Here is a 26,432-nt window from a genome sequence, read left to right on the forward strand (position 1 = left end):
CACAGTTCTGTCAGGCGCGCCGTGTTTCTCTGTCATCCCTTTGCGCCGCGATGCCCTGGTCAAGCCGTTCGCGGATCGCGGCGGGCAACTGACGGCGGGACGAGATCCGTGGGCGAGGCATCTCGGGGATGATCCGCTCACAGCCGTAGAGGTCGAGGTATTCGTCGTAGTTGTCGAAGGACTGGCGGTCACGATAGTCGATAAAGGTCTCCGAGGGCGCGCCATTGGCCAGGATCACGTCATGGGCCTCTGTCTCGACATGGTAAAAGGTCAGTTGTTCCGGCAGCTCCGAGGCAGGGAGCCAGTCGATCGTCGACCCGTTTACCAGCGCCGAGGCGTTGACGACCAGCCCGTCGATCACCATGCCGTGGTCGGCAGTGACGGTCAGGTCTTGTTCCGGCAGCCCGCCTCCCAGGCACCCTGCGCGCAGGCGGACAGGTTGCATCCGTGCGCCAGCGGTTGCCACCGAAACGGCCTGTCTCCCGATCCACCGGACCGGCACAGGGCGACCGTCCTGCGTCAGGATGGTGTCACCGATCCCCAAGGTCTCGACCGCGCGACTGCCGTCCGGCGTCGCGATCATGCTGCCGGGTGCAAAGCACAGGAAGGCGCTGGCACTGTCCTGCTGGGCGTTCGAACTGCCGGAGGTGGGGATTGTGGTCTGCGTCGTGCCGTCTTCGTCGAGGGGGACATAGTAATTCGTCCCATCGGTGAAGACGCCATATTCCGTTCCGCCCGAGGAGATCGTGTATCCCGAGTAGATGAGGCCAAGGGCGAAGTTGCCGAAGTAATCCGGGGTAAACGAGTTGGACGGCATCCCGACATTGACCGAACCGTTGTCATCCTGGTCGGTGATCGACAGGTTGATGTCGCTCTGGCCGGTCAGCCCGGTCCAGTTCAACGTCGACCCCGGTGCGCCTTCGGTTCCCGTGAAGGAAACCCCGCTGAGAATGACATAGCCTTCGGTTCCATAGGCTGTTGGCATTGATCCCTCCAAGCTCCGGTGTCAGCGGGGCTGACAAAAGTTGATGTGAAATTGCATCTTAATTGAACCGGAGTTTGCCCGGAAAAGGCGATCCGGGCAAGATTGCTCTCGGCAGGCCGGTGTCCGCGTCTGAGGGAACAAGGGACAGGCCGCCATTGGTGCAGCGGCAAACCCCCACTGGAAAACGGTTTTCCGGCCGGGCCGCGATCCTTGTCAGGCGCTCAGACGGTGGTCCATGACCCGCAGGCCCAACTGCCGCTGCAGCTCTGCGGGGATCATCCGGGCCGAGGAGATCCGCGGGTGGGGCATCTCGGGGACGATCCGCTCGACCCCGTAGAGGTCCAGGTATTCGTCGAAGTTGTCAAAGCCCCGCCGGTCACGATAGTCGATGAAGGTCTCCGAGGGGGCGCCATTGGCCAGGATCACGTCATGGGCCTCGGTCTCGACATGGTAAACGGTCAGGCGTGCGGACAGGTCTGCGACGGGCAGACGCTGGATCGTGTCCCCGTTCACCAGGACCCCGGCATTGATGACCCGGCCATTCAGCACCATGCCATGATCGGCGGTCACCGTCAGGTCACTGTGGGGCAGGCCGGGCCCCAGGGCGCCGGCACGAATGCAGACCAGGCGCGCCGCCGTGGCGCGCAGGCTTTGCCGACCGATCCAACGGATCGGGACAGCCGCACCCGCCGCCGTCAGCACGGGGGCGCCGATGGCCAGCGTTTCGACCGCGACCTCTCCTTCCGGGGTGGCGATGCGGGTGCCGGCTGCAAAGCAATAGGTATAGGTCGTGTCCGAAGAGGCCGTCACCACGCCCGGCCCCAGGCTGGGGTTGTTCGAGGCGACATAGGCCGCGGAACCGTCGAACAGGACCGGGTCGCCGTCGGCGGTCAATCCGACCAGCTCATAGGCGCCGCTGGTCAACACGCTGGACACGGTCCATGTGACGTCGTCGCCAACGGCGGTGCTGCTGTCATTGTTGCCATCGGCGCCGTCGCTCACCACCGAGGAGATCGCGTTCGGCCCCTGCAACAGGTAATCGCCGTTTCCATCGGTCCCGCCGACGGAATAGATATGGGTAAAGCTCTGCGACACGGGGGATAATCCTCTGGAACCAAAAGTAACATGCGGGCGATTGGCCGCAGGTTAGGCATTGTTCCCGGTCGCAATCAAGGGGGGCGCGCCGCGAAAGGCCGGCGGCGCCCCGGTCACGGGTGGGGTCAGTCGGCCCGAGTCGTCAGGGCGACCTCGCTTGCGATCCGCGCACGTTTGGCTGCGGCGTCCTGCGCGATGATCGGGCCGATGCGGAAGGCGTCGACGATCCACCAGATCACGAAGGCCAGCAGCATCGGGATACCGATGATGAAATAGGCCAGCAGAATACCGCCCCAGAGCAGGATCAACTGGGTGATGGCGGTGCCGACGCGGCCCAGGTAAAACCTGTGGGCCGAAAACCCGCTGAGGAAGAACCACAGCAGATAGGCCGTGGTCGAGGACTTCTTTTCGTTGGTCAACTTCTGTTCGACCAGCATTTGCTGTTGCGTGGAAAGTTCCAATCCGGGTCTCCTGGGAATCACAAACTCATATGCACGTCAGGGTGAAAGCGGAATACGGCACAAATATGGGGACAATCGGGAAGGGCCCCCTATAGGGGCCCCGGATTTCGCGCTTCGATCCGGCTGCAACTCAGGCGCAAATCGCGCCCTTGCAGGGGGACAGCTCGAGCGCAAGACGCGCGCGGAGCTCCGCCGGCAGTTGCCGCGCGCTGGAAATGCGGGGTTGGGCCATCTCGGGGATGATCCGTTCGCAGCCGTAGAGGTCGAGGTATTCGCCGAAATTGTCGAAGGCGCGGCGGTCGCGGTAGTCGATGAAGGTCTCCGTGGGCGCGCCATTGGCCAGGATCACGTCGTGGTCTTCGGTTTCGACGTGGTAGACGGTGAATGTCTCCGGGAGTTCGGAAGAAGGCACCCAGTCGATGCTGACATGGTTCACCAGCGCCGAGGCGTTGATGACAAGCCCGTCCAGCACCATGCCGTGATCGCCAGTGACCGTGAGGTCGGCATGGGGCAGGCCATCGCCCAGGGCGCCCGCACGGATACGGACCAATTGATTCACTGTGCTGGCAATCAGGCTGTGCTTCGTTTGATTGCCAATCCATTTGACCGGGACCGCCGCGCCTTCGGCCGTCAGGACCAGGTCGCCGATTGACAGTGCCTCAACCGGGACCTCGCCGCCGGGCACGGCAATCCCGGTTCCGGCCGCGAAACACATCGTGTAGGTGCCGGCGGTAAAGCCCATCGGCGTGCCGCCAGGCGGAAAAGGGGAATTGCTGAGAACAAAGTAAGACCCGGCACCAACGGCGAGGACCACCGGGTCACCGCTGGCGGTGGTACCGACAACCTGCACATCGCCGCCCGAGGCCGACCAGTCAATCAATTGCCCCGGCGCGATATCGCCATCGTCGGTTCCATCCTCGGTATCGGACAAGGTGGACGAGGTGACGGTCGGGGCATCGTTTGTATAGGTGGTCGACGCATTCGGGGCAGAAGCGCCGATATATAGGTATTGGGAATAGGTTGCGGTAAACGGCATCGCGTTTGCTTTCCTTCATCAACGGGGCGCACCATCATCGCGACGCGCCTTCAACACTGATCACATAACGACGGTTATCAAAGAACGGGCTTGCATACCAGTGAACAGTCCGACCCGGTCAGGCACTGCGTGCAGTAGCCGAAAGCCCGGCCGCGTGGTCGATCCCGAGTCGGCGCCGGATGTCCTCCGGGAGCAACCGCGCGCAGGAAATGCGCGGACGGTGCATCTCGGGGATGATCCGCTCACAACCATAGAGGTCCATGTATTCGTCGAAATTGTCGAAGGCGCGGCGGTCACGGTAGTCGATGAAGGTCTCGGACGGCGCGCCATTGGCGAGGATCACATCGTGGTCTTCGGTTTCAACGTGGTAGACGGTGAATGTCTCCGGTAGCTCGGCCATCGGGACAAAATCGATGCTTGATCCATTTACCAGCGCTGAGGCGTTGATCACCAGACGATCAAGGATCATGCCATGGTCTGCCGTCACGGTCAGGTCGTGGTGCGGCAGTCCGTTGCCCAAAGCGCCGGCTTTGATGCGCACAGGTGCGGCGGCGGCACCCGAGAAGAACGGCAAACGGGTCTGTCGTCCGATCCACTTGACCGGCACCGCGCGGCCCTCTGCCGTGGTCACAAGGTCGCCGGCGCGCAGCGCTTCTACCGCGGTTTCTCCGTCAGGGGTGGCGATCAGCGTGCCCTCGGCAAAGCAGGTGGGAAAATCGTCCGTGGAGCGCGAGGCGTAGACGATCGGTTGCGGGAAATTGAAGTCCGAGACAGAGAGGTAGTCCGGAACAACGATCAGCACCTGAATGATGTTCGGATCCGTGAAACTGGCCGCACCTTGTACCAGGGCCAGTTCCATCGTGCCGCCTCCGACCATGTCCACGTTTATGGTGCCCAAATAGGGCAGTTGCTCGCCCACGACCGTGGCGACGATTTCGTTCTCCGAAAAGACCATGTCGCCCGCACCATTCCCGTCGTCGAAGGTGAAGTTTTGCACCGTGGTCCCCTCGAAGAACGTGACGGTGTTCGTGGTATTCACCTGGTAAGACGCGTAGCCTGAAATCTCATAAGTTGCCATGTGGCACCTTTTTCTTGCCTGGGGTCATCGCAATAGTTTCGCGGAGACCGGTTGAAATGGAATGCTTGCAAAGCTGATCGGCCAATGTCGACCGGCTAGCCAAATATCTGTGGAGAGGTGTGACTTATGCAACTGACGATGCTGAGTCATGGGCAAAGCCAGGTGGTCCATTCGCCCGAAAAGACACGTCCAAGTGGGGCATCCCAACGGTGTCCCGCCAAGCTTGGAGCGGTGGCGGGACCCCTTGCTGCAGAGGTGGCCGTGGCATGATCGTCTGCGCATAGAAAAAGGCCCCCGTATCAAACTTCGGGGGCCTTTTATGAGGTGGTTAGATGTGGACCGGAGGGGGCGTTACTCCGCCGCCACCGGCGCCTGTGCGAGGTTGCGCAGCACGTAGTGCAGCACGCCGCCGTGTTCGATGTATTCCACCTCGATGGCGGTATCGATCCGGCATTTCAGCGTGATCTCCTTGGTCGAGCCATCCGCGTAGGTGATGGTGCAGGGCACTTCCTGCAGCGGCTGCACGGTGTCGAGGCCCGAGATCGAAACGCTCTCGTCGCCCTTCAGGCCCAGCGATTTGCGGGTGTCGCCGCCGGTGAACTCGAAGGGGATGACGCCCATGCCGACCAGGTTCGAGCGGTGGATGCGCTCGAAGCTCTCGGCGATCACCGCCTTCACGCCCAGGAGCGCCGTACCCTTGGCCGCCCAGTCCCGCGACGAGCCGGCGCCGTACTGTTCGCCGCCGAAGATCACCAGCGGGGTGCCGGCGTCCTTGTAGGCCATCGCGGCATCGTAGATCGAGGTCTGGTTGCCGTCGGGGCCCTTGGTATAGCCGCCCTCGACGCCGTCCAGCATCTCGTTCTTGATGCGGATGTTGGCAAAGGTGCCGCGCATCATCACCTCGTGGTTGCCGCGGCGCGACCCGTACGAGTTGAACTCGCGCACCGGCACCTGGCGTTCGACCAGGTACTGACCGGCGGGGGTGGTGTCCTTGAAGGACCCGGCCGGAGAGATGTGGTCGGTGGTGATCATGTCACCCAGAAGGGCCAGAACGCGCGCGTCTTCGATATTGGTGATCGCGCCCTTCTCCTTGCCCATTCCCTGGAAGTAGGGCGGGTTCTGGATGTAGGTCGAGGTCGCCGGCCAGTCATAGGTTTCCTGCTGCGGAACCTCGACGCCCTGCCACTTCTCGTCCCCCTTGAACACGTCGGCGTACTTGGACTGGAACGCCTCGCGGGTCACAGTCTGCTCGACCAGGTCCGCGATTTCCTTTTGCGACGGCCAGATGTCCTTGAGGTAGACGTCCTTGCCGTCCGGCGTCTGGCCGATCGGTTCGCTGGTGATGTCGATGTTCATGTCACCGGCCAGCGCGTAGACGACGACCAGCGGCGGCGAAGCCAGGTAGTTGGCCCGCACGTCGGGGCTGATCCGGCCCTCGAAGTTGCGGTTGCCCGAGAGGACCGAGGTCGCGATCAGGTCATTCTCGTTGATCGCCTTCGAGATCTCGGACTGCAGCGGACCGGAGTTGCCGATGCAGGTGGTGCAGCCGTACCCGACGAGGTTGAAGCCGACCTTGTCCAGGTCTTCCTGCAGGCCGGCGGCCTCCAGGTAGGCGGAGACGACCTGCGAACCCGGCGCCAGAGAGGTTTTGACCCAGGGCTTGCTGGTCAGGCCAAGGGCCGCGGCCTTGCGGGCCACCAGGCCCGCGCCGATCATGACATAGGGGTTCGAGGTGTTGGTGCAGGAGGTGATCGAGGCGATCACGACCGAACCGTCGCGCAGCTCATAGTCCTCACCCTCGACCTTGGCGGTCTTGTGGATGTTGACCGGCTTGGTCGCGGCGGGGCCTTCGGCGGCCATGTCCTTGGCGTCGCCCGAGATGTCGATGCCGCGGAAATCCGCCACGACCTTTTCAAAGGCCGGCGCGGCAGCTGTCAGGGCAACATAGTCCTGCGGGCGCTTGGGGCCGGAGATGGCCGGCACGATGGTGCCCATGTCCAGTTCCAGCGTGTCGGTGTAGACCGGCGCGTAATCCGCGTCGCGCCACATGCCGTTCGCCTTGGCATAGGCCTCGACCAGCGCGATGCGGTCTTCGTCGCGGCCGGTGTTGCGCAGGTAGCGCAGGGTTTCGCCGTCGATCGGGAAGAAGCCGCAGGTGGCGCCGTATTCGGGCGCCATGTTGGCGATGGTGGCACGGTCCGCCAGCGGCAGCTTGTCCAGGCCTTCGCCGTAGAATTCCACGAACTTGCCGACCACACCCTTGGCGCGCAGCATTTCCACGACCTTCAGGACGAGGTCGGTGCCGGTGGTGCCTTCCATCATCGCGCCGGTCAACTTGAAGCCGACGACCTCGGGGATCAGCATGGAAATCGGCTGACCCAGCATCGCGGCCTCGGCCTCGATGCCGCCCACGCCCCAGCCCAGAACGGCGGCGCCGTTGACCATGGTGGTGTGGCTGTCGGTGCCGACCAGCGTGTCGGGGTAGGCCACGGTTTCGCCGTTCTGGTCCTCGTCGGTCCAGACGGTCTGGCTGAGGTATTCCAGGTTCACCTGGTGGCAGATGCCGGTGCCCGGGGGAACGACGCGGAAGTTGTTGAACGCGGTCTGGCCCCATTTCAGGAACGTGTAGCGTTCCATGTTGCGCTCATACTCGCGGTCCACGTTCATCTGAAAGGCGCGGGGGGTGCCGAATTCGTCGATCATGACCGAGTGGTCGATGACCAGGTCGACGGGGTTCAGCGGGTTGATCTTCTGCGCGTCGCCGCCGAGGGCCTTGATGCCGTCACGCATGGCGGCCAGGTCGACCACGGCGGGAACGCCGGTAAAGTCCTGCATCAGAACGCGCGCCGGGCGGTAGGCCAGTTCACGGTCGCCCTTGCCGCCGTTCGCGGCCCAGTCGCTGAACGCCTTGATGTCGTCCTGGGTGACGGTCTTGCCGTCCTCGAACCGCAGCATGTTCTCCAGCACAACCTTCAGCGCGGCGGGCAGTTTCGAGAAATCGCCAAGGCCCGCGGCCTCGGCCGCCGGGATCGAGTAATAGGCGACGGTCTTGCCGCCGGCTTCGAGCGTCTTGCGCGTGCCCGCGCTGTCATGGCCTACGGTGATGGTCATGGGCAATGCCTCCGATGGGGTGACGAGAATGTTCCTTGCGCCCCTCTTGCCGAAAGCGGGGGACTCAATCAAGGGGGGTGCGTCGTTTTTGTATACCGTTGCACACAATTTTGCCCGGCAGGGTGGCGGAACCGGTGCCGCTCGCTCTTGCCGCCGTGCAAACCGGCACACTGCCTGCCTGCTCATCGCCCCGGGTTCGCGGACGCGCTGTGCGCGATTGGGGCAAAACCTGTCACGCAATCTCCCAAAACCTTGATTGGCGTTCGAGAACGCGCTTGGGTAGACCCGGACGGGGGAACGAGACAAGGGCAAGGCATTCATGCACAGGTTTGCAGGTATGGTGGCGGCGGGCTGGATCGCGCTGGCAGGGGCGGTCAGCGCCCAGGACAATCCGGTCGTGGTCGAGCTTTTCACCTCGCAGGGCTGTTCCTCCTGTCCCCCGGCGGACGCCATCCTGGCAGAGCTGAGCGACCGCGACGACGTGATCCCGCTGGCGCTGCATGTCGACTACTGGGACTACATCGGCTGGAAGGATGCCTTTGCGCAGCACGCCTTTACCCAGCGTCAAAAGGCCTATGCCCGGACCGGCGGCTGGAAGATGATCTATACCCCGCAGATGGTCGTCAACGGCCAGGACGATGTCGTCGGCTCACGCCCGATGAAACTGTCCAAGCTGATCCGCAAACATGCCGAACAGCCGGCCCATGCGCGCCTCACGGTCACCCGTGACGGCGATGCCATCGTCATTCACGCCGAGGCGCTGCAAGCGATGCGGCCCTGTGACGTGCACGTCGTGCGTTATGATCCGGCCAAGGAAATCACCATCACCCGGGGCGAGAACGCGGGCCATACGCTGACCTATACCAACATCGCCCGCCGTTGGGACGTGGTGGGCCGTTGGGACGGGCAGGGGCCCTACGAAGGGCGCGTGACCGTCGGCGCTGATACGCCCGTAGTCGTGCTGGTGCAGGACCCGAAGGACGGTCACATCGTGGCGGCGGCCCGCTTGCGCTGACGTTTCATCTGGCGCTTGGGTTTCCAGCGCCGGTGCGTCCACATCCATTGTCCCGGATCGTCCTTGATCCGCGCCTCCAGCCGCCGTGTCGCCTCGCGCATCATCTCGACCGGATCGCCATGTTCGATCGGCTCTTCGAGGATGGTGTCAAAGCCGTAGCGATCGGCGCGGCGGATGCCGAAATAGGGGATCAGCAGCGCCCCGGTCTTGAGCGCGATATCCGCCGGGGATGTCACGGTGGGCGCCGGTTGGCCAAGAAAGTCGATGGGCACGCCGGAGCCGTCGAAGACGTCAAAGACCATCGCCAACACGCCGCCGCCGCGCACATGGCGCAACAATGCCTTCAACCCGCCGGGTCCCTGCACGAAAACCGGCTCTGCCACGTCGCGATAATTCTGGATGTAGCGTGCGTTGGAATAGGGGTTCGACATGGCTCGCAACAGCCCGCCCACCTCGTAGCCGCGCGCCACCAGCGCGCAGCGGGCACAGATCGGGTTGCCGTAGTGCCCCGAGAGCAGCAGCACCGGTCGCCCCTCGGCCCTCGCCTGTTCGAAGGCGGCCAGGCCGGGGCCGCCCACCGGGTAGGCGGCGCCCCGTTGCAGCATCTCGGCCGGGTCGTAATTCTCGATGAAGGCGCGGGCGAGGTTGTCGATCGCCGCATCGGCGATGCGGCGCTTTTCCGCGGGCGGCGTTCTGGGCCATACGTGGTCGATATTGGCCTCGACCCGGTCGTAATATCCCAGCGCCGGGGCCACGGCGCGGCGCACGATCCAGCTGGCCAGGTTCAGCCGCTGCCGCACCGGCAAGAGGCGCAGCGCGCCGACAAAGAGGTTCAACCCGATGTCGGACAGGCGGTCCTGCCAGGTGCCGCGCGCGACCTCTGGTTTCGCCTCGGGTTTGCCCGCCTTCCGCGTGTTTGCCGTGTCCTTGCCGCTCACCGGGGCCCCCTCGTACAGATCGCCCTCGTTCTATGCAGGGCGATGCCGGGCGGCAAGGGGCGGGGTCATCACTCTTCGTCGGGGGTCACAAGCTCGATCTCGCCCACCGAGACCAGGTCGCGGATCGCGCTGACCACTGCCGCCATCGCCTTTTCGCCGACCTTGGCCTTGACCTCGCCCAGGCCAGAGGCCTCTTCGCGCAGGTTCTCGCCCAGGCGCTTGGACATGTTGGCATAGAGGAATTCGACCGCCTTCATCTCTTCGGGGGTGCCCTGGTTCGCGGCCGCCAGCGCCAGCGCCATCGTGTCCGGCGGCACGTCGCGGGTGATCTTGGGCACGTCCATCGGGTTCAGCCGCTCCGGGATGTTGGCAAAGGTAAAGATCGCCTTGCGCACCGCCTCGGCAAAGGCCGCGTCCTCCTGTTCGAGGTTCTGCAGCAGTTCCTCGCGCACGGCGGTGTTGGAATAGTTCAGGATGGCGCCCAGCCGTTCGTCGGGCCGGGCCTTGAAGGCCTTGGGCGGTTCAGCGTCGATCTGCGCCGCCAGGCTGAGGCCGATCCGGTCCACCGCGTCGGGTGTCACGCCCGTGGTCATCGACACCGCGTAGGAGATCCGCCGCGCCTTGTCGCCCGGCAGTTTCGCCAGCACCTGCGCCGCCTTGCCGACGGCGATCTTGGACATCATGACGGCGGCGATTTCGATGCTTTCAGACATTACCAGAGTCTTGATCTGGTCCACGTCCAGCGCGTTGATCCGTGCCCAGGGATCGCCGGTCTGGCGGACCCCTGCTTCCTTGCGCAGACGCATGGCGGTATGCGGGTTGATCTTGCCATCCAGCGCGTTCAGCGCACCGGCCATGTCACCCGGAAAGGCGAGACCGACCGATTCGAGTTCGTTCGAGAACTCCTCGACCACGGCATTCAGAGTTTCGCGGTCGACGTAGCGCATATTGCCCAGGAGCATGGTCAATTCCGCCTGGTATTCGTCCGGCAGCGCGGCCAGCGGCACATCGGCGCCTTCGTTCAGCAGGAATTGCACGATGATGGCGGCCTTGGCCTTGCGGCTGAGACGGGGCTTGCCACCGGGGGCGGATGGGGCAGGCAGGGCAGCGAGTGCGGACATCCGGTTCTTTCCGACCATGTTGTTGGGCTTTGGCCAAGGGGTAACGCCACAAGGTTTCCGGCCCGTTAAGCCCGATGCCGGAAATCGCCTCGGGAAACGCCTGCAATTGTTGGTAAATTTCCGGGCCAGTTTAGCGATCATAAAGACGCGGCAGGGCAGAACCGAGGGGGCGAAACGAAACGGGCAGCCCAATGGGCCGCCCGCGAAAGTCCTGTCCGGCACCCTGTGGCGCCTCTGGCCGTCAGCTGGCGATCACCACGCAGCTGTGGCTTTCCTGGTCGTAGGTCATGCCGTCGGCACAGCTCATGGCCTGCTTGGTATGGGCCGGACAAGCCATCGAAAGCGCCGGTGCCACAATAAGGGCCGTCGCGGCGAAGATCATCTTCAGCTTCATCTTCATGGTCCTCCTGTATGCGTGTATCCGAAAGGGTAGCACGCAAGGGGCGGCTGACAAAAACAAACTTGCCCTGCGGGGCCATGCCCGCGCAACATCCCGAAAACCTGCCCGGTTTCGGGGCGCTCAGTGATCGTGTTTCGCGATCCCGCGGCCGATCATGACATAGTTGACCGGCAGCGTGGCCACAAAGCCGACCGGGATGGCAATGCCCATCGACAGCCAGAAGGCCGTGCTCCAGACCGTGCCGGAGGTCATGCCGCCCATGAGATAGTCGACGGCGTTCATCACCGCTTCCATCGTCAGGATCGACACCGTCTCGCCCAGCCAGACCATGCCAAGCGCAGCGCCCACTCCGACCCCCAGCCGCCGCGCCAGCGGAACAGAGGCCAGTGTCAGGCCAAAGAGCAGCGCCAGGGAGGTGGTCAGGGCGATGATCGGCCAGGGACCCAGCCCCAGCGACACACCGATCATCAGCCCCAGAACTTCGCCGCTGACGCAGCCGGTGGCACAATGGACCGTCGCCCAGAAGGCGGCGGGCCATGTGGCGTGGGTGTCATGCGTGTCGTCCTGCGCATCCCCGTGATGCGCAGGGGTATGCTCTTGATGTTCCATACCCCTCAGGTAGGGTCGCCGAACACCCTTTCAAAGATCGTGTCGACATGCTTGGTGTGATAGCCAAGGTCGAATTTCTCGTTGATCTCTTCTTCGGAGAGCGCCGCGCGCACCTCTTCGTCGGCCAGCAACTCCTCGCGGAAGTCGGTCCGGTGATCCCAGACCTTCATCGCGTTGCGCTGCACAAGGCGATAGGCGTCCTCGCGGCTGACACCGGCCTGGGTCAGCGCCAGCAGCACGCGCTGCGACATGACAAGGCCGGGGAACTTGTTCATGTTGTCCAGCATGTTCTGCGGGTAGACCAGCAGCTTGTCGATGACGCCGGTCAGGCGGTGCAGGGCGAAATCCAGCGTGATCGTGGTATCGGGGCCGATGTTCCGCTCAACCGACGAATGCGAGATGTCGCGCTCGTGCCAGAGCGCCACGTTCTCCATCGCAGGGATCACCGCCATGCGCACCAGCCGGGCAAGGCCGGTCAGGTTCTCGGTCAGCACCGGGTTCTTCTTGTGCGGCATCGCGGACGAACCCTTTTGCCCCATCGAGAAGAATTCTGCCGCTTCCAGCACCTCGGTCCGCTGCATGTGGCGGATCTCGATGGCGACGTTCTCGATGCTGCTGGCGATCACGCCCAGCGTGGCGAAAAAGGCCGCGTGGCGGTCGCGCGGAATGACTTGGGTGCTGATCGGCTCGGGGACGAGGCCCATCTGGTCGCAGACATGTTCTTCGACCGCCGGGTCGATGTTGGCAAAGGTGCCGACGGCGCCGGAGATGGCGCCGGTTGCGATCTCGGCCCGCGCGTCGCGCATCCGGCTCTGGTTGCGGTCCATCTCGGCGTAGAAGCGGGCAAAGGTCAGGCCCATCGTTGTCGGTTCGGCGTGGATGCCGTGCGACCGCCCGATGCGCACCGTGTCCTTGTGCTCGTAGGCGCGTTTCTTCAGCGCCGCCAGCAGGCCTTCGAGATCCTTGATCAGGATGTCGCTGGCGCGCACCAGCTGTACGTTGAAACAGGTGTCCAGCACGTCCGACGAGGTCATGCCCTGGTGGACGAAGCGCGCCTCGTCGCTGCCCACGTGCTCGGCCAGGTGGGTCAGGAAAGCGATGACGTCATGCTTGGTCTCGCGCTCGATCTCGTCGATGCGGTCGATGTCGAACGTGACATCCTTGGCCTTCCAGACGGCCTCGGCGTTTTCTTTCGGGATCACGCCAAGGTTGGCCTGTGCGTCGCAGGCATGGGCCTCGATCTCGTACCAGATGCGGAACTTGGTTTCGGGGCTCCAGATGGCGACCATCTCGGGACGGGAATAGCGGGGGATCATGGCGGACCTCTCGGCTGGGACTGCGACGTTGGGGTGCCATACGCCGCCGGGGATGTATCGGCAATAGGGGGGCGGGTGCGCCGCGACGATAGGGAACAGGGCGGCTGTGGCTTTCCCCGGGGCGGTGCCGCGTGTTAGCACTCTGGAATCCGGCGGGGACGGCAAGATGACAGGGCAATCAGGCACGGTGGTGGCGCGGGACCTCGGGGCATTCCTCGGCGTCTGGCAGGTCAGCCGGCAGATCCGGCAGGACGATGGCGCCCGGGGCCGGTTCGAGGGCACGGCCCGCTGGCAGGCCGATGGCACCGGTGCGATCTATTGTGAACGCGGGCAGTTCTGGCTGGGCGGGCAGGGGCCTTATCCGGCAGAGCGCAGCTATCGCTGGGACGCCGACCTGACCGTCTACTTCGAGGATGGCCGCCTGTTCCACCAGGTGCCGGCCCAGGGTGGCGCGGTCGCGCATTGGTGTCCGCCGGATCAATACGATGGGGTCTATGATTTCTCGGAGTGGCCGCGCTGGTCGCTGCGCTGGCGTGTCTCCGGCCCGCGCAAGGCCTACCAGAGCCTGACCCGCTACACGCCGCCAGGGGGATCGGGGTCATGAGAGGCCGTGTCTATGGCACGACCCGCTTGCCGCAACGGCAATGTATACGGTCGCATTCATATAAGGCACTGAAAAGGCGCCGTTTATCATCTTTACTTTGCACCTGCAGCAATTCATGTTGCGCCCGATAACCGGAGTCCACCCCATGCCGCCCATCCAGGACCATCCGCTGCGCTTCAAGCTGGCCAACGAGTTGCACGCGCGCCCTTTTCCCTCGCTCACGGCGCCGTGCCGGGCGATCTACCTGGCGATCAAGCAGCCCAAGGACGCCGCCGCCCGGGACCGGGGCGCGGACCTGGCGCATCTGATCGACCTGCTCGACCGGCACGAGACCCCGCATCCCCAGCCCGGCGCCACGCATTACCAGGGCCGGATCGGGCAATTCATGCTGAAATGGGAACAGCATACGGAATTCGTGACCTACACGGTCTTCATGCCGGGGCTGGGCGATCGCGCCTTCGATCCGGCGGATTTCGATGTCTTCCCGCCGGACTGGCTGGCCCGCGCGCCGGGCGTGCGTGTGACATCTGCCATGCTGCGCATCGACGAACGCCCCGCCGACGACACCGCCATCAGCCGCCAGTTGCACGACTGGCTGGTGCCCGAAAGCGTGGCGGTCAGCGAGGTGATCGACGGCGACGCGGTGATTGCGGGTGATTTCCGAATCGATCCGGCGGGGCACCAGCGCTTTGCCATCTTCGTGCGCGAGGGCATCGGCCAGCGCCGGGTGGGGCGCATCGTGCAACGGCTCTGCGAGATCGAGACCTACAAGGCCATGTCGATGCTGGGCTTTACCCGCGTCCGCGAGATCTCGCCACGGCTGGGCGAGATCGACACCGAGCTGACCCGGCTGATGCAGATCATGACCGACGAGGACGGCCAGGAGGAAGGCACGCTCAAGGCGCTGCTCAAGGTTTCGGCCCAGCTGGAAAGCCTGTCGGCGCGCATGTCCTTCCGGCTGGGCGCGACCGGCGCCTACGAGGCCATCGTGGGCCAGAGGATCGAGGTGCTGCGCGAGGAACGGTTCCAGGGCCGGCAGACCTTTTCCGAGTTCATGATGCGCCGCTATGACCCGGCCATGCGCACGGTGAAAAGCGCCGAGCGCCGGTTGGAAAGCATGACCAATCGGGCCACCCGCGCCGCCGACCTGCTGCGCACCCGGGTCGAGGTGGGACGTTCGGCGCAGAACCAGCAACTGCTGGAAAGCATGGACAAGCGCGCCGAGCTGCAGCTGCAATTGCAGAAGACGGTCGAGGGGCTGTCGGTGGTGGCGATCAGTTACTACGCGGTCTCTTTGGCGGGATACCTGATGTACCCGGTGGCGGACTTGCTGGGGATCAGCAAGGGCATGATGACCGCGATACTGACGCTGCCGGTGGTGGCGGTGGTCTGGCTGATGATCCGCCGTATCCGGCACCACATGGAAGGCGGCGGGCCGGACCTTTAGGCGGGCCGCCGGGACGGGACTGTTTGCGGCCTTGGCGCAAAGGCGCCCGCCCACCGACCCTTGGGACAGGCTGCGCCTGTTGGTTCGCTTCCGGAGTCACCAGGGAACAGGCTGAGCCCCTGTCCATGTGGCTGCTGGCACAAACCAGAACGGCCCCGGAAGTCTCCGGGGCCGTTCTGGTTTGGGTCAAGGAAGGGTTATTCCGCCGGTTGCAGCGCGCCGCGCGGGGCGGCGGAGAGCAGGGCATTGGTCACCAGCCCGCCCACTGTGATTGCGCCCAGGGCAGCCAATGCGGCGACCGAGAGGGTCGGCACGCCCGAGAGGCCCGCGCCCACGGTGCAGCCGCCGGCCAGGACACCACCCACGCCCATCAGCGCGGCACCGGCCAGGTAGCGGCCGGTCTCTGCCGGGGAGGAAAAGCTCTGCCACTGGAAGCGGCGCGCCGCCAGGGCCGAGACGAAGGCGCCCAGGAAGACGCCGCCGATCAGGCCCACGCCGAAGCCCGCCGGGATCGAGGTCGAGGCGACAGTCCAGAACAGCGTGTCCGACCAGGTGGAGGTGAAGGCGAGGCTCTGCATCGCGATCGGGTCGAAATCGTCATAGAGGATGAAACCCGTACCGACCCAGCCCAGAGGCACCAGCAGGCCGATGAGCGCACCGCCCACGAGCGCCTGCCAGCGGTTGCCCGAGCGCAGCCCATAGGCCAGTGCTGCGGCGGCCAGCAGCGCGGTCCAGAGCGCGGCACCACCAGGCAGGGCGGCAAGGCTGGTGGTCTCGCCCAGGGGCAGGGTGGTCTGCGCCAGGGTCGTGCGCACCGGGGCCAGCACGCCCTTGAGCGTCGCATGGGCGACCACGGCGAAAACCGCCAGCACGGTCAGCGCGCGCAGGTTGCCCGAGGCGGTCAGGACCGTCAGCCGCGAAACGCAGCCGCGCGTCAGCACCATGCCCGCGCCGAAGAGCAGACCACCGACGAGGATGGCCGCCACCGGCAGGTCGCTCGCCATGAAGCGGTGGTCGCCGAAGCTGATCCAGTCCATCGCCACGGCGGCCTGGGTGCCCACCAGCGCAAAGGCCAGCGCGGTCAGCCAGACGCCAAGCGCGGCGCGCCGGTCCTCGCCGACAAGGCCACGGCGAAAGCAGAACCGCGTCCGCTCGGCCAGGAGGCCAAAGGCGGCGCCGAGGATCAGCGCGAACCAGACCGCGGCCTGCGGTGCGGTGAGTGTGTCGAAACCCAGCGATTCATACATGGCAGCCTCCGGGGTGCGGGTAGTCGGGAAACAGGAATTTTGTCCCAAATGAGGGGGCGAGCGCCACAAGGCAAGCACATGATCCTTATGGGCCACCTGCGGAACCGGGACAGTTTCCCGGTTCCGCCTGCCAGGTGGGAAATCGTCATCCGGGCGCCCGCGCCGGGGCGGGCGCCTGTTCGGGGCATCGGGCCGCGCGCCGTGGGGTTATTCTTTTTTCGCCCCCGGGTGTTCTGCCAGCATCGTGCGCAGTTTTTGCACCGTGTTGAGGTTGCGCATCGTTCCCGTCCGCATCGCCGGATGGTCCAGTTTCGACCGGCCCATGCCCTGCGGATAATGGATATAGAGCACGCCGGGACCGGGGATGATCTTTTCGGTTGTCAGCCCCTTTGCCTTGGCGGCGGCGTCCTGCGGCACCGGATCGTCGCTCAGCAGAAGGCCCAACTGTTTCGGCTCGGCACCGGGAAAGGGCAGGGCAGAGAGGACCGCGTCAAGCTGGGTCAGGTCGCGGATCATGACGCCGACCGGCTTGCCGGCGTAGGTCTCCAGCACCGCCGCCAGACGCGCCTTGACCTCTGCCGCCGGGGCGTCATGGGCAAAGACCGCGTTGCCGCTGGCGAGCCAGGTTTGCGGATCGGTGCCGCCGATCCCTTCGATCATGGCGCGCAGGTCCGCCATCGGCAGCTTGCCGGTGCCGCCGACATTCACCGCGCGCAGGAAGGCGGCATAGACCGGCATCACGAAAAAGACCGGCGGTTTGCGCCGCCGGTCCCTGTGGGTGTCATCGCGCCAGGGCTCACCGGCCCCGGATGCGCGGGTCCAGCGCGTCGCGCAGCCCGTCGCCCAGGTAGTTGACCGAGAGCACGGTCAGCGAGATGGCGATGCCGGGCAGCAGCACGCGTTCCGGGAATTCCTCCATCCGGACAACGGCGTCGGCCAGCATCTTGCCCCAGGTCGGGAAGTCCGAGGGGAAGCCAACGCCGAGGAAGGACAGGGCCGATTCCGTGATGATCGCCGTGGCCAGACCCAGCGCCGCCGAGACCATGATCGGTGACAGGACGTTGGGCAGCAGGTGGCGCCTGATGATCTTGAACTGGGTTGTCCCGATCGAGCGTGCGGCCAGCACGAACTCGCGTTCCTTGATGGCCAGGATGTCGCCCCGCACGATCCGCGCCGTCGGCATCCACGAGGTGATGGCAATCATCGTGACGATCAGGATGAACATGCCCCCCTCCGGCCCGAAGTTGGCCCTCAGTGGTTGTCGGAACAGCGTCACCGCCAACAGGAGCAGGGGCAGGATCGGCAGCGAGAGGAACAGGTCCGTCATGCGCATCAGGAACCCGTCCAGCCGTTTGAAGAAGCCCGCCGCCACGCCGACGGCGGTGCCGATCACCAGGCTCAGGATCATCGCCGCCCAGCCCACCGCCATCGAGGCGCGGCCTCCGGCGATCATCTGCGCCAGCTGGTCACGGCCCAGCTGGTCGGACCCGAAGGGCTTGTTCCATCCGGTCCGCGCATCGGAATCCCACAGCGCGACATAGATCGGACGGAAGTCCTTGTTGCGGATGTCGATCTTTTGCGGATCGACCTGGTACAGCCAGGGGCCGATCAGCACCGCCAGGGTGATGAAGATCAGGAAGCCCAGGCCGAACATGGCGCCCTTGTGCTTGCGGAACTGGTCCCAGACGTCCTTGGCGCGGGACCGTGGCGGTTTCGACGGTTCCTTGTCCTGCAGGGCCTGGATGGCCTGCAATGGCTCGTCCGCGGGGGTGGTGTTGTCAGTCATAGCGGATCCTCGGGTCGAGCAGGCCGTAGAGGATGTCGGCAACAAGGTTGAAGAGCACGATCAGCACGGCAAAGATGAAGGTCAGGGTCATGACCATCGGCAGGTCGTTGGCGAAAAGCGCGGTGATCAGCAGCTGGCCGATCCCGTTCACCTTGAACACCTGTTCGGTGATGATGGCGCCGCCGAAGATGGCCGGCACCCCCAGCGCGATCACGGTCACGACCGGGATCAGTGAGTTGCGCACGACATGGACATTGACCACGATCGCCTCTGACAGGCCCTTGGCGCGGGCGGTGCGGACGTAATCCTGGTTGAGGTTGTCCAGCATCGAGGCGCGCATGTAGCGGCTCAGCTGGGCGGTGATCTGCAGCGCCAGCACCATGACCGGCATGATCATCTGGCTGAGCTGGACCTTGAAGCTGGCCCAGTCGTTCACGACATGGGTGGTGTCGTAGATCGAGGGGAACCAGCCAAGCTGGACGGAAAAGATCACGATCAGCAGCGGGCCGGTGAAGAAGGGCGGGATCGAGAAACCGATCATGGTCACGAAGGTGCCCGCCTGGTCAAAGACCGAATACTGCCTGTAGGCCGAGTAGACGCCCACCGGGATGGCGATCAGGATGGCGACGACATAGGCCGTGCCGACCACCCAGAGTGTCTGCGGAATGCGCTGGATGATGATGTCCATGACCGGCGACCGTGTCTGCCACGAGATCACGCGTTGCGCGCCCTCTGTCATGTTGGTTCCGAAGGCCCAGTCGATAAAGACCTTGGGTTCGGTCCAGAAGACCTGCACCAGCCATTTCCAATATTGCACGAGCGGGGGTTCCCCCAGCCCGAGCGCCTGTCGCATCTTTTCCTTGACCTCGGCGGGTACGGTGAGCGGCACCTGCGCCATCGGGTCGCCCGGGGCAAGCTGGAGCAGCATGAAGATGACAAAGCTGATGAAGAGAAGCGTCGGGATCGAAAGGACCAGACGTCGCGTCGCGTAGGAGAGCATCAAACGCCTCTGATTTTTGCGGCTTTGGAGCCGGGGGCAGGCCGGGCCGGAGTGGGTCCGGCCTGCGGAAGGAGCGCGCCGGGCGCGCCCCGGTTTTCAGCCGATCAGTCGATCCGGTACCAGTCGGCCACGTTCCACAGCTCACTGTCCCAGACGTTCAGCTTGACGCCGCCGAGGCTGTTGGAATGTGCCGAGAGGCGGCCACGGTGGACCAGCGGGATCATCGCGCCACGCTCGAAGGCCATGCGGCTCAGCTCGCGGCCGATGCGCTGGCGCTCTGCCATGTCGGCGGTCTCGGACAGCTGCTTGTGCAGCGCGTCGTATTCCTCGTCGCAGAAGCGGCTGATGTTCTCGCCCTGCCACTGGGTTTCCGGACGCGGTGCCTTGTCGCACAGACCGTTGCCCAGGTAGGCCTGCGGGTCGGTGCCGTTGAAGGTGTTGGCGTACATTTCGACGTCGGCATAGAACTTCTGGAAGGTGTCGGGCGAACCCGGGTCGCCACCGAAGAAGACCGATGCATCGACCGAGCGCAGTTCGACTTCCATGCCGATCTGTTCCCACCAGTCCTTGATCAGCGCCTGGAAGTCCTGGCGGACAGCGTTGACGGAGGTCTGGTAGACGATCGACAGCGGCACGCCGTCCTTCTCGCGGATGCCGTCACCGTCGGTGTCGACGATGCCCGCATCGTCCAGCATCTTCTTGGCGCCCTCGATGTCCTGCACGTCGCAGCCTTCGATGTCGGCGGCAAAGGCGGCAGGGGCGGGGACCCAGGAACAGGACACGCGGCCGGCCTGGCCATAGCCGATTTCCACCAGCAGGTTGCGGTCGATGGCCATCGACATCGCCTTGTAGACCGCCGGATCACCCAGGAAGGGGTGCGGACGGATCACCGACCGTTCGTCCGGGCCAAGCGCCGGATCGGGGTTGGTGTTGTTCAGCATGATGCGTTCCAGCAGCGGGCCGAAGCCGGCCACCGGCACACCCATGCCGCCCGCTTCCATCTTGGCGATGACATCGGGGGCCAGCTGCAGGTTCCAGGCATAGTCGAACTCGCCGGTTTCCATCACGGCGGTGCCCGCCGCGGCCGCCGAACCGCCGCCCTTGAAGGTCACGGTGGCGAAGGCCGGCTTGGCCGGGTCGCGGTAGTTGTCGTTGGCCTTCATGGTGATCACGTCGTTCGGCTTGAACTCGGTGACGACGAAGGGGCCGGTGCCGATCGGGTTGAAGTTCTGCTCGGTGCAGGTCGAGGCCGCGGCGCCGACACAGTTCTCGAACTGGGCCTTCTGCAGGATCGGGCTTTCACCGCCGACGAAGGGGCCGTAGGGGTTCGGGGTCGGACCTTCGAAGGTGACCACGATGGTCGACTCGTCCGGCGTCTCGACCGAGGTCACGCCCTCGAACTTGGTGACCTGCGCGCAGCCGCCCTCGGGGTGGGTGCAGTATTCATAGGTGAACTTGACGTCTGCGGAGGTCAGCGGCGAGCCGTCCGACCACAGGATGCCCGGGCTCAGTTTCCAGGTGATCTGGGTCAGGTCCTCGGAGACACCGCCATTGGCAACGGTGGGGATCTCGTCGACCAGCCAGGGCACCAGTTCACCCATCTCGTTGTAGCGTGCCAGCGGTTCGATGATCATCGACGAGGATTCGACGTCCTTGGTGCCACCCGAAAGGAACGGGTTCAGGATCGACGGAGCCTGCCAGTAGATGATCTTGACGTCGCCGTCAGACGCACGCTCGGCAAAGGCTGCGGGAGCCAGTGCAACGGCGGCGGCTGCCCCGAGCATCAGGGTCTTGAGTCTCATGATATCACTCCATGTTGGTCGGGACCGGATGTCTTGCCCGGCCCCTTCGTTGTGATGGGATGGTCGGTCAGATGCGCCGGCGATTGCAACCGCCATTTGCACATCGATGAACCGGAAACCCCACCCGTTCCCCATCGAAAGCAGAACATGCGCAAAATGCAAGCATTGCCTAACGTAAAAGCACTGCGGGTCTTTACAGCGGACCTGCGCAGCCCATAGCCTTTGCCTTCAGGACATGGGGAGCACGCAACAATGCTGGACAGCGCACCGAACTCGCAGACCGCAGGACCGATCGCGCGGATCGACAAGCTGCGGGTGGAGTTCCAGACCAAGGACGGGCCGGTCGTCGGTGTCGAGGACGTCAGTTTCGACATCGGTCCGGGGGAAACGGTCTGCGTGGTGGGCGAATCCGGCTCCGGCAAATCGGTGTCCTCGCTTTCGCTGATGCGGCTGGTGGAATACGGCGGCGGCGACATCGCCGGCGGCCGGCTGCTGTTCGACCGCAAGGATGGCGGCGAGGTCGACCTGCGCACTCTCGACCAGAAGCACATGCGCGACATCCGCGGCAACGAGATCGGCATGATCTTCCAGGAGCCGATGACCGCGCTGAACCCCGTGTTCACGGTCAAGAAGCAGCTGACAGAGGGGCTGCGCGTCCACCGCGGGATGAGCGCGAAACAGGCCGAGGAACGGGCGGTCGAGCTCTTGCGCGAGGTGCGCATCCCGGAACCGGAACGGCGCCTGAACCAGTACCCGCACGAACTGTCGGGCGGGATGCGGCAGCGCGTGGTGATCGCGATGGCGATGGCCTGCAAGCCGCGCCTGCTGATCGCGGACGAACCGACCACCGCGCTCGACGTGACGATCCAGGCCGAGATCCTCGCCCTGATGGACCGGCTCAAGCGCGAGACCGGGACCGCCGTGATGTTCATCACCCATGACATGGCCGTGGTCGCCCAGATGGCGGACAAGGTCGTGGTCATGTTCCGCGGCAACAAGGTCGAGGAAGGCACCGTCGAGGAGATCTTCGAGAACCCGAAACATCCCTACACCAGGGCCCTGCTGGCCGCTGTCCCCAAGCTGGGCGAGATGACGGGCAAGGACCTGCCCGAACCGATGAAGCTGGTGGGCCGTACCGACCAGGACCTGAAACCGATCCCCGGCACCAATGAACCGCTGCTGACGGTCGAGGGGCTGACCACGCGCTTTGCGGTCAAGGGCGGTTTCTTCCGCCGCACCGTGGCCAATGTGCACGCGGTCGAGGACCTGTCCTTTACCCTGAACAAGGGCCAGACGCTCAGCCTCGTGGGGGAATCCGGCTGCGGCAAGTCCACTGCCGGACGGTCCATCCTGAGGCTGGTCGAACCGCTGGCGGGCAAGGTCGACCTTGATGGCACCGACGTCATGGCCCTGGGCACCAGCGGGCTGCGCGAGGCGCGGCGCGACATGCAGATGATCTTTCAGGATCCCTTTGCCTCTCTGAACCCGCAGTTGCAGCTGGCCGACCAGGTGGCAGAGCCGATACACAATTACGGCATCGAGACCGGCAGCGCGGTCTCCGATCACGTCGCGCAGCTCTTTGACCGGGTCGAACTGCCGCGCAGCTTCATGCGCCGCTATCCGCACGAACTGTCGGGCGGTCAGCGCCAGCGCATCGCCATCGCCCGCGCCCTGGCCCTGCGGCCCCGCCTGATCGTCGCGGACGAGGCGGTGAGCGCGCTGGACGTCTCGGTGCAGGCGCAGGTCATCAACCTGATGATGGAACTGCAGGCGGACATGGGGCTGGGCTATCTCTTCATCAGCCACGACATGGCCGTGGTCGAACGTGTCAGCCATTATGTCGGCGTCATGTACCTGGGCCGGATCGTCGAGCTGGGGCCGCGCCGCGCCGTCTTCGAAGACCCGCGTCACCCCTATACACAGGCCCTGATGAAGGCGGTCCCAATCGCCGACCCGCGCCGCCGCAAGACGGAAAAGGACCTCAACTTCAAGCCGATCCCCTCGCCGATCCACCCGGTCGACTACGAGCCCGCGCCCTCGGAATACGAGGAGGTCAGCCCGGGCCACAAGGTGTTGATCACGGACAGCGGGTATTGACGGACATGAAGATGTGATAAGGATGCATCTTCCACACGCTTAAGGTGCATTTCTGATCAATTCTTGTTGCTTAGGATTGTTCGACCTGCCAGTGTCGATGTCCTCTGGTACAGGTTGAGGAGTAAAAAACGATGAACCGTATCGCTGCCGTCGCAGTTGCCGCCACCATTGCAGCTTCGGGCGCCGTTTCGGCGCAACAGGCCCCCGAGGCGCAGGACCCGTTCGTGAGCACGCAGGCGATGAGCGACGATGACATCTCGCCCCTGATCGTGTTGTTCGGCCTGGGCGCCATCGTCATGGGTGTGGCCGCCGCGTCCGGCACCAACTGACCGCAGGTCTCCCTGCAGGAAAACGCCGGTCCCGTTCTGCGCGGGGCCGGCTTTTTTCGTTTCGATTCCACCCAGTCCGGTCCTGCGAGGGGGCGGATCGCTGACCGCGGCGGGCTGGATTTTGCCCTCGGCAGAAACGCGGCCTCGGTTTCCGGGACGAGGCTGCCTCGATGCTTGCGGATGTCGCCCCGCCGTGACAGGCATGTGCCATCCGACACATCAAGAACGAGGTGAGAATGGCCGAGGTGCTGTCCCCCCGCGCGCTGCTGGACAAGCTGGTGAGCTTTCCCACCGTCAGCCGCGACACCAACCTGCCGCTGATCGACTGGGTGCAGGAGTACCTTGCCTCGCACGGCATCGAGGCCGGGCGCCATGTCAAGCCGGACGAGCCGGAAAAAGCGGCGCTTTTTGCCCATGTGGGGCCCGAGGAAGAGGGCGGTGTGGTGCTTTCGGGCCATACGGACGTGGTGCCGGTCGACGGGCAGGACTGGTCCACCGATCCTTTCACCGTGATCGAGAAGGACGGCCGCCTCTACGGGCGCGGCACCACCGACATGAAGGGGTTCGACGCGCTGGCGATCTGGTCCCTTGTCGAGGCGAAACGGCGCGGTGTCACGCGCCCGCTGCAGATCGCCCTGTCCTACGACGAGGAAATCGGCTGCGCCGGTGCGCCCCCCCTGATCGAGGCCATGTCCGGCCTGCCGCGCGCCCGCGACGTGATCGTCGGTGAACCCACGATGATGAAGGCGGTGACCGGCCACAAGGGAGGGGTCACCTACTGGGTGCACGTCCACGGCTTCGAGGTGCACAGCTCGCTGCTGCACACCGGCGTCAGCGCGATCATGTGGGGCGCCGAGATGATCACATGGGCCAACCAGCTGAACGCCGCGCTGCAGGCGGCAGAGCCGCGGGACATGGCGGGACTTTTCGACCCGCCCTACACCAATGTCCATGTCGGCCAGGTCCGGGGCGGCACGGCGCATAACATCTCGGCCAAGGACTGCGAGTTCTGCTTCGGCTATCGCGTGGTGCCGGGCGAGACGCTGGACCAATGGCGCCGCCTGACCGAGGACAAGGCTGCCGAGCTCACCGCGCAGATGCAGAAGATCCGCCCCGAGACCGGGATCGAGCTGGAAGAGAAATTCAGCCTGCCGCCCTTTGCCCCGGAAACGGACAACACCGCCGAGGCGCTGGTTCGCCAGATCACCGGCGACAACTCGGAGACCTTCGTCAGCTACGGCACCGAGGCGAGCCATTTCCAGGTCGCGGGCTACAAGGCCGTGGTCTGCGGTCCCGGCAGCATCAACGTCGCGCATCAACCGGACGAGTACATCACCCTGGCGCAGTTCCAGGAAGGCCAGCGGTTCATGGAACGCCTGCTGGAGCACCTGGCATGACCGACGCGCCGGCAGGGGGCGCTGCCCCCTCGGCCTTCGGCCTCACCCCCGGTGGTATTTTCGCCAAGAAGAAACAGGGGCGCGCGCCTTTTGCTTCTTCTTGGTCCAAATACCCCAATACGACGGCGGGTGCAGGCGCCACATCCGGGCATGGGAGGTGCCGATGACGTTCCCCTTTCACGAGATGGGACAGGTCGAATTCTCCGATCCATTGCCCGAGGCCGTCGACCTTGCGGTGATCGGCGGCGGGGTGATCGGGGTGTCCACCGCGCTGTTCGCGGCACGTCGCGGGCTGAAGGTTGTGCTGTTGGAAAAGGGCCGGGTGGCAGGAGAGCAATCCTCGCGCAACTGGGGCTGGATCCGGGTGCAAGGCCGCGACATGGCCGAGATTCCCATCGCGCAAGAGGCGCAGGATCTGTGGCAGGCGCTGGATGCCGACTGTGGCGGGCGCCTGGGCACGCGCACCCTGGGGGTCAGCTATCTTGCCCGTGACGAGGCCGAGATGGTGGCTTTCGAAGGCTGGCTGGACGAGGCTCGGGGGCTTGGGGTCAGTTCGGAATTGCTGGGGCGGACGCAGATGCTGCGGCTGCTGGATTATCCGCGCGGACCCTGGATCGGCGCCCTGCACACGCCCACCGACATGAAGGGCGAACCCTGGGTGGCGGTGCCGGAGCTCGCGCGGCTGGCACGGGCCGAGGGCGCGGCGATTTCCGAGCGCTGCGCGGTGCGTGGGCTGGACCGGCAGGCGGGGCGCGTGGCCGGGGTCATCACGGAACGGGGCCGCATCCGCACGCAGGCGGTGGTGCTGGCCGGGGGCGCCTGGTCCTCGCTGTTCCTGCGCCGGCACGGGGTGGACATTCCGCAGCTTTCGGTGCGTTCGACCGCGCTTGCCACGCAGCCCTTGCCGCCGGTCGTTGGGACGGCGGCGGTGGACGACCGGCTGGCCTTTCGTCCGCGCGCCGATGGCGGGTTCACGCTGGCGCCTGCCGCCTTTGGCGAGTTGTACCTTGGTCCGGATGTTCTGCGGCACCTGCACCATTACCTGCCGCTGGCCATGACCGGCGAATTCGACATCCACCCGCGCGGCCCGCAACCGCGCCATTGGCCCGATGCCTTTTCCACCCCGCGCCACTGGAGCGGGGCCGAGGAAAGCCCGTTCGAGTGGATGCGCATCCTCGATCCCGCACCTAACGGCGGCAAGGTTTCGGAGATCACCCGGCGGTTTGGCCAGCTTTATCCCGATGCGGCGCCGGTCCGGGCAAAGGACACCTGGGCGGGTATGATCGACGTGCTGCCGGACGTGGTGCCGGTGGTGGACACCGTCGCGCAAATTCCCGGGTTGACGGTGGTGACGGGCATGTGCGGGCATGGGTTCGGCATCGGGCCGGGCTTTGGCCGGGTGGCGGTGGACCTCGCCACCGGGCGCGATCCGGGCCATGATCTGGGGCGGTTCCGCATGTCGCGCTTCTTTGACGGGTCGCGGTTGCAACCCGGCCCCAATCTCTGAGGCTTGCAGAGGGGGCCGCATGGGCGCAGGATCACGGGCAAAGGAGAAACC

23 protein-coding genes are annotated in these 26,432 nt (G+C 65.0%); 7 read left to right on the forward strand and 16 right to left on the reverse strand.

Going from position 1 to position 26,432, the window contains the following annotated elements; all coding sequences use genetic code 11:
- Positions 1–10: 10 nt before the first annotated feature.
- From BLQ71_RS03465 to acnA, 6 genes are all read right to left on the reverse strand, one after another.
- Entirely contained in the window at positions 11–985 is a 975-nt protein-coding gene (locus tag BLQ71_RS03465; RefSeq protein WP_074620727.1) for a Hint domain-containing protein, read from the reverse strand.
- Between the two features lie 213 nt (positions 986–1,198).
- Positions 1,199–2,080 carry a Hint domain-containing protein gene (locus BLQ71_RS03470; RefSeq protein ID WP_074620728.1) on the reverse strand — a complete coding sequence of 294 codons (882 nt, stop codon included), beginning with the start codon at positions 2,078–2,080 and terminating at the stop codon, positions 1,199–1,201.
- Positions 2,081–2,205: 125 nt separating this feature from the next.
- Positions 2,206–2,541: a TM2 domain-containing protein gene (locus BLQ71_RS03475; protein ID WP_074620729.1), complete on the reverse strand. Its 336-nt coding sequence runs from the start codon at positions 2,539–2,541 to the stop codon at positions 2,206–2,208.
- A gap of 130 nt (positions 2,542–2,671) precedes the next feature.
- Complete coding sequence (locus BLQ71_RS03480; RefSeq protein ID WP_074620730.1) at positions 2,672–3,577, reverse strand: Hint domain-containing protein; 906 nt, start codon at positions 3,575–3,577, stop codon at positions 2,672–2,674.
- Between the two features lie 118 nt (positions 3,578–3,695).
- Positions 3,696–4,655 (reverse strand): Hint domain-containing protein, encoded by a 960-nt coding sequence (locus tag BLQ71_RS03485; protein WP_074620731.1) that lies wholly within the window; start codon positions 4,653–4,655, stop codon positions 3,696–3,698.
- Positions 4,656–5,006: 351 nt separating this feature from the next.
- Positions 5,007–7,766 (reverse strand): aconitate hydratase AcnA, encoded by a 2,760-nt coding sequence (gene acnA / locus BLQ71_RS03490; RefSeq protein WP_074620732.1) that lies wholly within the window; start codon positions 7,764–7,766, stop codon positions 5,007–5,009.
- Positions 7,767–8,085: 319 nt separating this feature from the next.
- Here acnA and BLQ71_RS03495 point away from each other — a divergent pair, with 319 nt between their 5' ends.
- On the forward strand, positions 8,086–8,781 hold the full coding sequence (locus BLQ71_RS03495; RefSeq protein WP_043143285.1) for a DUF1223 domain-containing protein: 696 nt from the start codon (positions 8,086–8,088) through the stop codon (positions 8,779–8,781).
- On the opposite strand, the gene BLQ71_RS03500 is transcribed toward BLQ71_RS03495, so the two are convergent.
- From BLQ71_RS03500 to purB, 5 genes are all read right to left on the reverse strand, one after another.
- Positions 8,751–9,719: a lysophospholipid acyltransferase family protein gene (locus BLQ71_RS03500; RefSeq protein ID WP_083342137.1), complete on the reverse strand. Its 969-nt coding sequence runs from the start codon at positions 9,717–9,719 to the stop codon at positions 8,751–8,753. The genes BLQ71_RS03495 and BLQ71_RS03500 overlap by 31 nt on opposite strands.
- Positions 9,720–9,787: 68 nt before the next feature.
- On the reverse strand, positions 9,788–10,840 hold the full coding sequence (locus tag BLQ71_RS03505) for a flagellar motor switch protein FliG (RefSeq protein WP_043143730.1): 1,053 nt from the start codon (positions 10,838–10,840) through the stop codon (positions 9,788–9,790).
- A 241-nt stretch (positions 10,841–11,081) separates the two neighbouring features.
- The gene (locus tag BLQ71_RS26280; RefSeq protein ID WP_157903776.1) at positions 11,082–11,240 is read right to left on the reverse strand and encodes a hypothetical protein; all 159 of its coding nucleotides are present in this window, start codon (positions 11,238–11,240) and stop codon (positions 11,082–11,084) included.
- A 120-nt stretch (positions 11,241–11,360) separates the two neighbouring features.
- Positions 11,361–11,849, reverse strand: a complete 489-nt coding sequence (locus BLQ71_RS03510) for a DUF4396 domain-containing protein (protein WP_069208522.1) — start codon at positions 11,847–11,849, stop codon at positions 11,361–11,363.
- Positions 11,850–11,854: 5 nt separating this feature from the next.
- Positions 11,855–13,165, reverse strand: a complete 1,311-nt coding sequence (purB, locus tag BLQ71_RS03515) for an adenylosuccinate lyase (RefSeq protein WP_074620733.1) — start codon at positions 13,163–13,165, stop codon at positions 11,855–11,857.
- A gap of 166 nt (positions 13,166–13,331) precedes the next feature.
- Between purB and BLQ71_RS03520 the strand changes: the two genes are divergently transcribed.
- Entirely contained in the window at positions 13,332–13,769 is a 438-nt protein-coding gene (locus BLQ71_RS03520; protein ID WP_074620734.1) for a DUF6314 family protein, read from the forward strand.
- A 145-nt stretch (positions 13,770–13,914) separates the two neighbouring features.
- Positions 13,915–15,216, forward strand: a complete 1,302-nt coding sequence (locus tag BLQ71_RS03525) for a DUF3422 family protein (protein WP_074620735.1) — start codon at positions 13,915–13,917, stop codon at positions 15,214–15,216.
- A 197-nt stretch (positions 15,217–15,413) separates the two neighbouring features.
- Here the strand turns inward: BLQ71_RS03525 and BLQ71_RS03530 are convergent, their stop codons facing one another.
- The 5 genes from BLQ71_RS03530 to BLQ71_RS03550 form a co-directional block, all read right to left on the reverse strand.
- Entirely contained in the window at positions 15,414–16,463 is a 1,050-nt protein-coding gene (locus BLQ71_RS03530) for a YeeE/YedE family protein (RefSeq protein ID WP_043143291.1), read from the reverse strand.
- 207 nt (positions 16,464–16,670) lie between these two features.
- Positions 16,671–17,201 (reverse strand): DUF1697 domain-containing protein, encoded by a 531-nt coding sequence (locus BLQ71_RS03535; RefSeq protein WP_074620736.1) that lies wholly within the window; start codon positions 17,199–17,201, stop codon positions 16,671–16,673.
- Positions 17,202–17,259: 58 nt separating this feature from the next.
- The gene (locus BLQ71_RS03540) at positions 17,260–18,249 is read right to left on the reverse strand and encodes an ABC transporter permease (RefSeq protein WP_069208518.1); all 990 of its coding nucleotides are present in this window, start codon (positions 18,247–18,249) and stop codon (positions 17,260–17,262) included.
- On the reverse strand, positions 18,242–19,249 hold the full coding sequence (locus tag BLQ71_RS03545; RefSeq protein ID WP_043143296.1) for an ABC transporter permease: 1,008 nt from the start codon (positions 19,247–19,249) through the stop codon (positions 18,242–18,244). Before BLQ71_RS03545 ends, BLQ71_RS03540 begins: the two co-directional genes overlap by 8 nt.
- 104 nt (positions 19,250–19,353) lie before the next feature.
- Positions 19,354–21,051, reverse strand: coding sequence for a peptide ABC transporter substrate-binding protein (locus tag BLQ71_RS03550; protein WP_069208517.1), 1,698 nt, complete (start codon positions 21,049–21,051; stop codon positions 19,354–19,356).
- A gap of 252 nt (positions 21,052–21,303) precedes the next feature.
- Between BLQ71_RS03550 and BLQ71_RS03555 the strand changes: the two genes are divergently transcribed.
- The 4 genes from BLQ71_RS03555 to BLQ71_RS03570 all read left to right on the forward strand — a co-directional run bounded on the left by BLQ71_RS03555 (position 21,304) and on the right by BLQ71_RS03570 (position 26,381).
- Positions 21,304–23,148, forward strand: a complete 1,845-nt coding sequence (locus BLQ71_RS03555) for an ABC transporter ATP-binding protein (protein ID WP_069208516.1) — start codon at positions 21,304–21,306, stop codon at positions 23,146–23,148.
- A gap of 131 nt (positions 23,149–23,279) precedes the next feature.
- Positions 23,280–23,477, forward strand: coding sequence for a hypothetical protein (locus BLQ71_RS03560; protein WP_043143302.1), 198 nt, complete (start codon positions 23,280–23,282; stop codon positions 23,475–23,477).
- 236 nt (positions 23,478–23,713) lie between these two features.
- Positions 23,714–24,874, forward strand: a complete 1,161-nt coding sequence (gene argE / locus BLQ71_RS03565) for an acetylornithine deacetylase (protein ID WP_074620737.1) — start codon at positions 23,714–23,716, stop codon at positions 24,872–24,874.
- A gap of 163 nt (positions 24,875–25,037) precedes the next feature.
- Positions 25,038–26,381 (forward strand): NAD(P)/FAD-dependent oxidoreductase, encoded by a 1,344-nt coding sequence (locus BLQ71_RS03570; RefSeq protein ID WP_074620738.1) that lies wholly within the window; start codon positions 25,038–25,040, stop codon positions 26,379–26,381.
- Positions 26,382–26,432: the final 51 nt, after the last annotated feature.

Origin of the sequence: Antarctobacter albus (genome assembly GCF_900101505.1) — a bacterium.
GTDB classification, from domain to species: Bacteria; Pseudomonadota; Alphaproteobacteria; order Rhodobacterales; family Rhodobacteraceae; genus Antarctobacter; species Antarctobacter albus.

Bases quoted from the DNA above. Each gene is read 5' to 3' on its own strand.
- BLQ71_RS03465 (WP_074620727.1), bottom strand. From the start codon at position 985: ATGCCAACAGCCTATGGAACCGAAGGCTATGTCATTCTCAGCGGGGTT.
- BLQ71_RS03480 (WP_074620730.1), bottom strand. From the start codon at position 3,577: ATGCCGTTTACCGCAACCTATTCCCAATACCTATATATCGGCGCTTCT.
- BLQ71_RS03485 (WP_074620731.1), bottom strand. From the start codon at position 4,655: ATGGCAACTTATGAGATTTCAGGCTACGCGTCTTACCAGGTGAATACC.
- acnA (WP_074620732.1), bottom strand. From the start codon at position 7,766: ATGACCATCACCGTAGGCCATGACAGCGCGGGCACGCGCAAGACGCTC.
- BLQ71_RS03495 (WP_043143285.1), top strand. From the start codon at position 8,086: ATGCACAGGTTTGCAGGTATGGTGGCGGCGGGCTGGATCGCGCTGGCA.
- BLQ71_RS03505 (WP_043143730.1), bottom strand. From the start codon at position 10,840: ATGTCCGCACTCGCTGCCCTGCCTGCCCCATCCGCCCCCGGTGGCAAG.
- BLQ71_RS26280 (WP_157903776.1), bottom strand. From the start codon at position 11,240: ATGAAGATGAAGCTGAAGATGATCTTCGCCGCGACGGCCCTTATTGTG.
- BLQ71_RS03510 (WP_069208522.1), bottom strand. From the start codon at position 11,849: ATGGAACATCAAGAGCATACCCCTGCGCATCACGGGGATGCGCAGGAC.
- purB (WP_074620733.1), bottom strand. From the start codon at position 13,165: ATGATCCCCCGCTATTCCCGTCCCGAGATGGTCGCCATCTGGAGCCCC.
- BLQ71_RS03520 (WP_074620734.1), top strand. From the start codon at position 13,332: ATGACAGGGCAATCAGGCACGGTGGTGGCGCGGGACCTCGGGGCATTC.
- BLQ71_RS03525 (WP_074620735.1), top strand. From the start codon at position 13,915: ATGCCGCCCATCCAGGACCATCCGCTGCGCTTCAAGCTGGCCAACGAG.
- BLQ71_RS03530 (WP_043143291.1), bottom strand. From the start codon at position 16,463: ATGTATGAATCGCTGGGTTTCGACACACTCACCGCACCGCAGGCCGCG.
- BLQ71_RS03535 (WP_074620736.1), bottom strand. From the start codon at position 17,201: ATGCCGGTCTATGCCGCCTTCCTGCGCGCGGTGAATGTCGGCGGCACC.
- BLQ71_RS03540 (WP_069208518.1), bottom strand. From the start codon at position 18,249: ATGACTGACAACACCACCCCCGCGGACGAGCCATTGCAGGCCATCCAG.
- BLQ71_RS03545 (WP_043143296.1), bottom strand. From the start codon at position 19,249: ATGCTCTCCTACGCGACGCGACGTCTGGTCCTTTCGATCCCGACGCTT.
- BLQ71_RS03550 (WP_069208517.1), bottom strand. From the start codon at position 21,051: ATGAGACTCAAGACCCTGATGCTCGGGGCAGCCGCCGCCGTTGCACTG.
- BLQ71_RS03555 (WP_069208516.1), top strand. From the start codon at position 21,304: ATGCTGGACAGCGCACCGAACTCGCAGACCGCAGGACCGATCGCGCGG.
- BLQ71_RS03560 (WP_043143302.1), top strand. From the start codon at position 23,280: ATGAACCGTATCGCTGCCGTCGCAGTTGCCGCCACCATTGCAGCTTCG.
- argE (WP_074620737.1), top strand. From the start codon at position 23,714: ATGGCCGAGGTGCTGTCCCCCCGCGCGCTGCTGGACAAGCTGGTGAGC.
- BLQ71_RS03570 (WP_074620738.1), top strand. From the start codon at position 25,038: ATGACGTTCCCCTTTCACGAGATGGGACAGGTCGAATTCTCCGATCCA.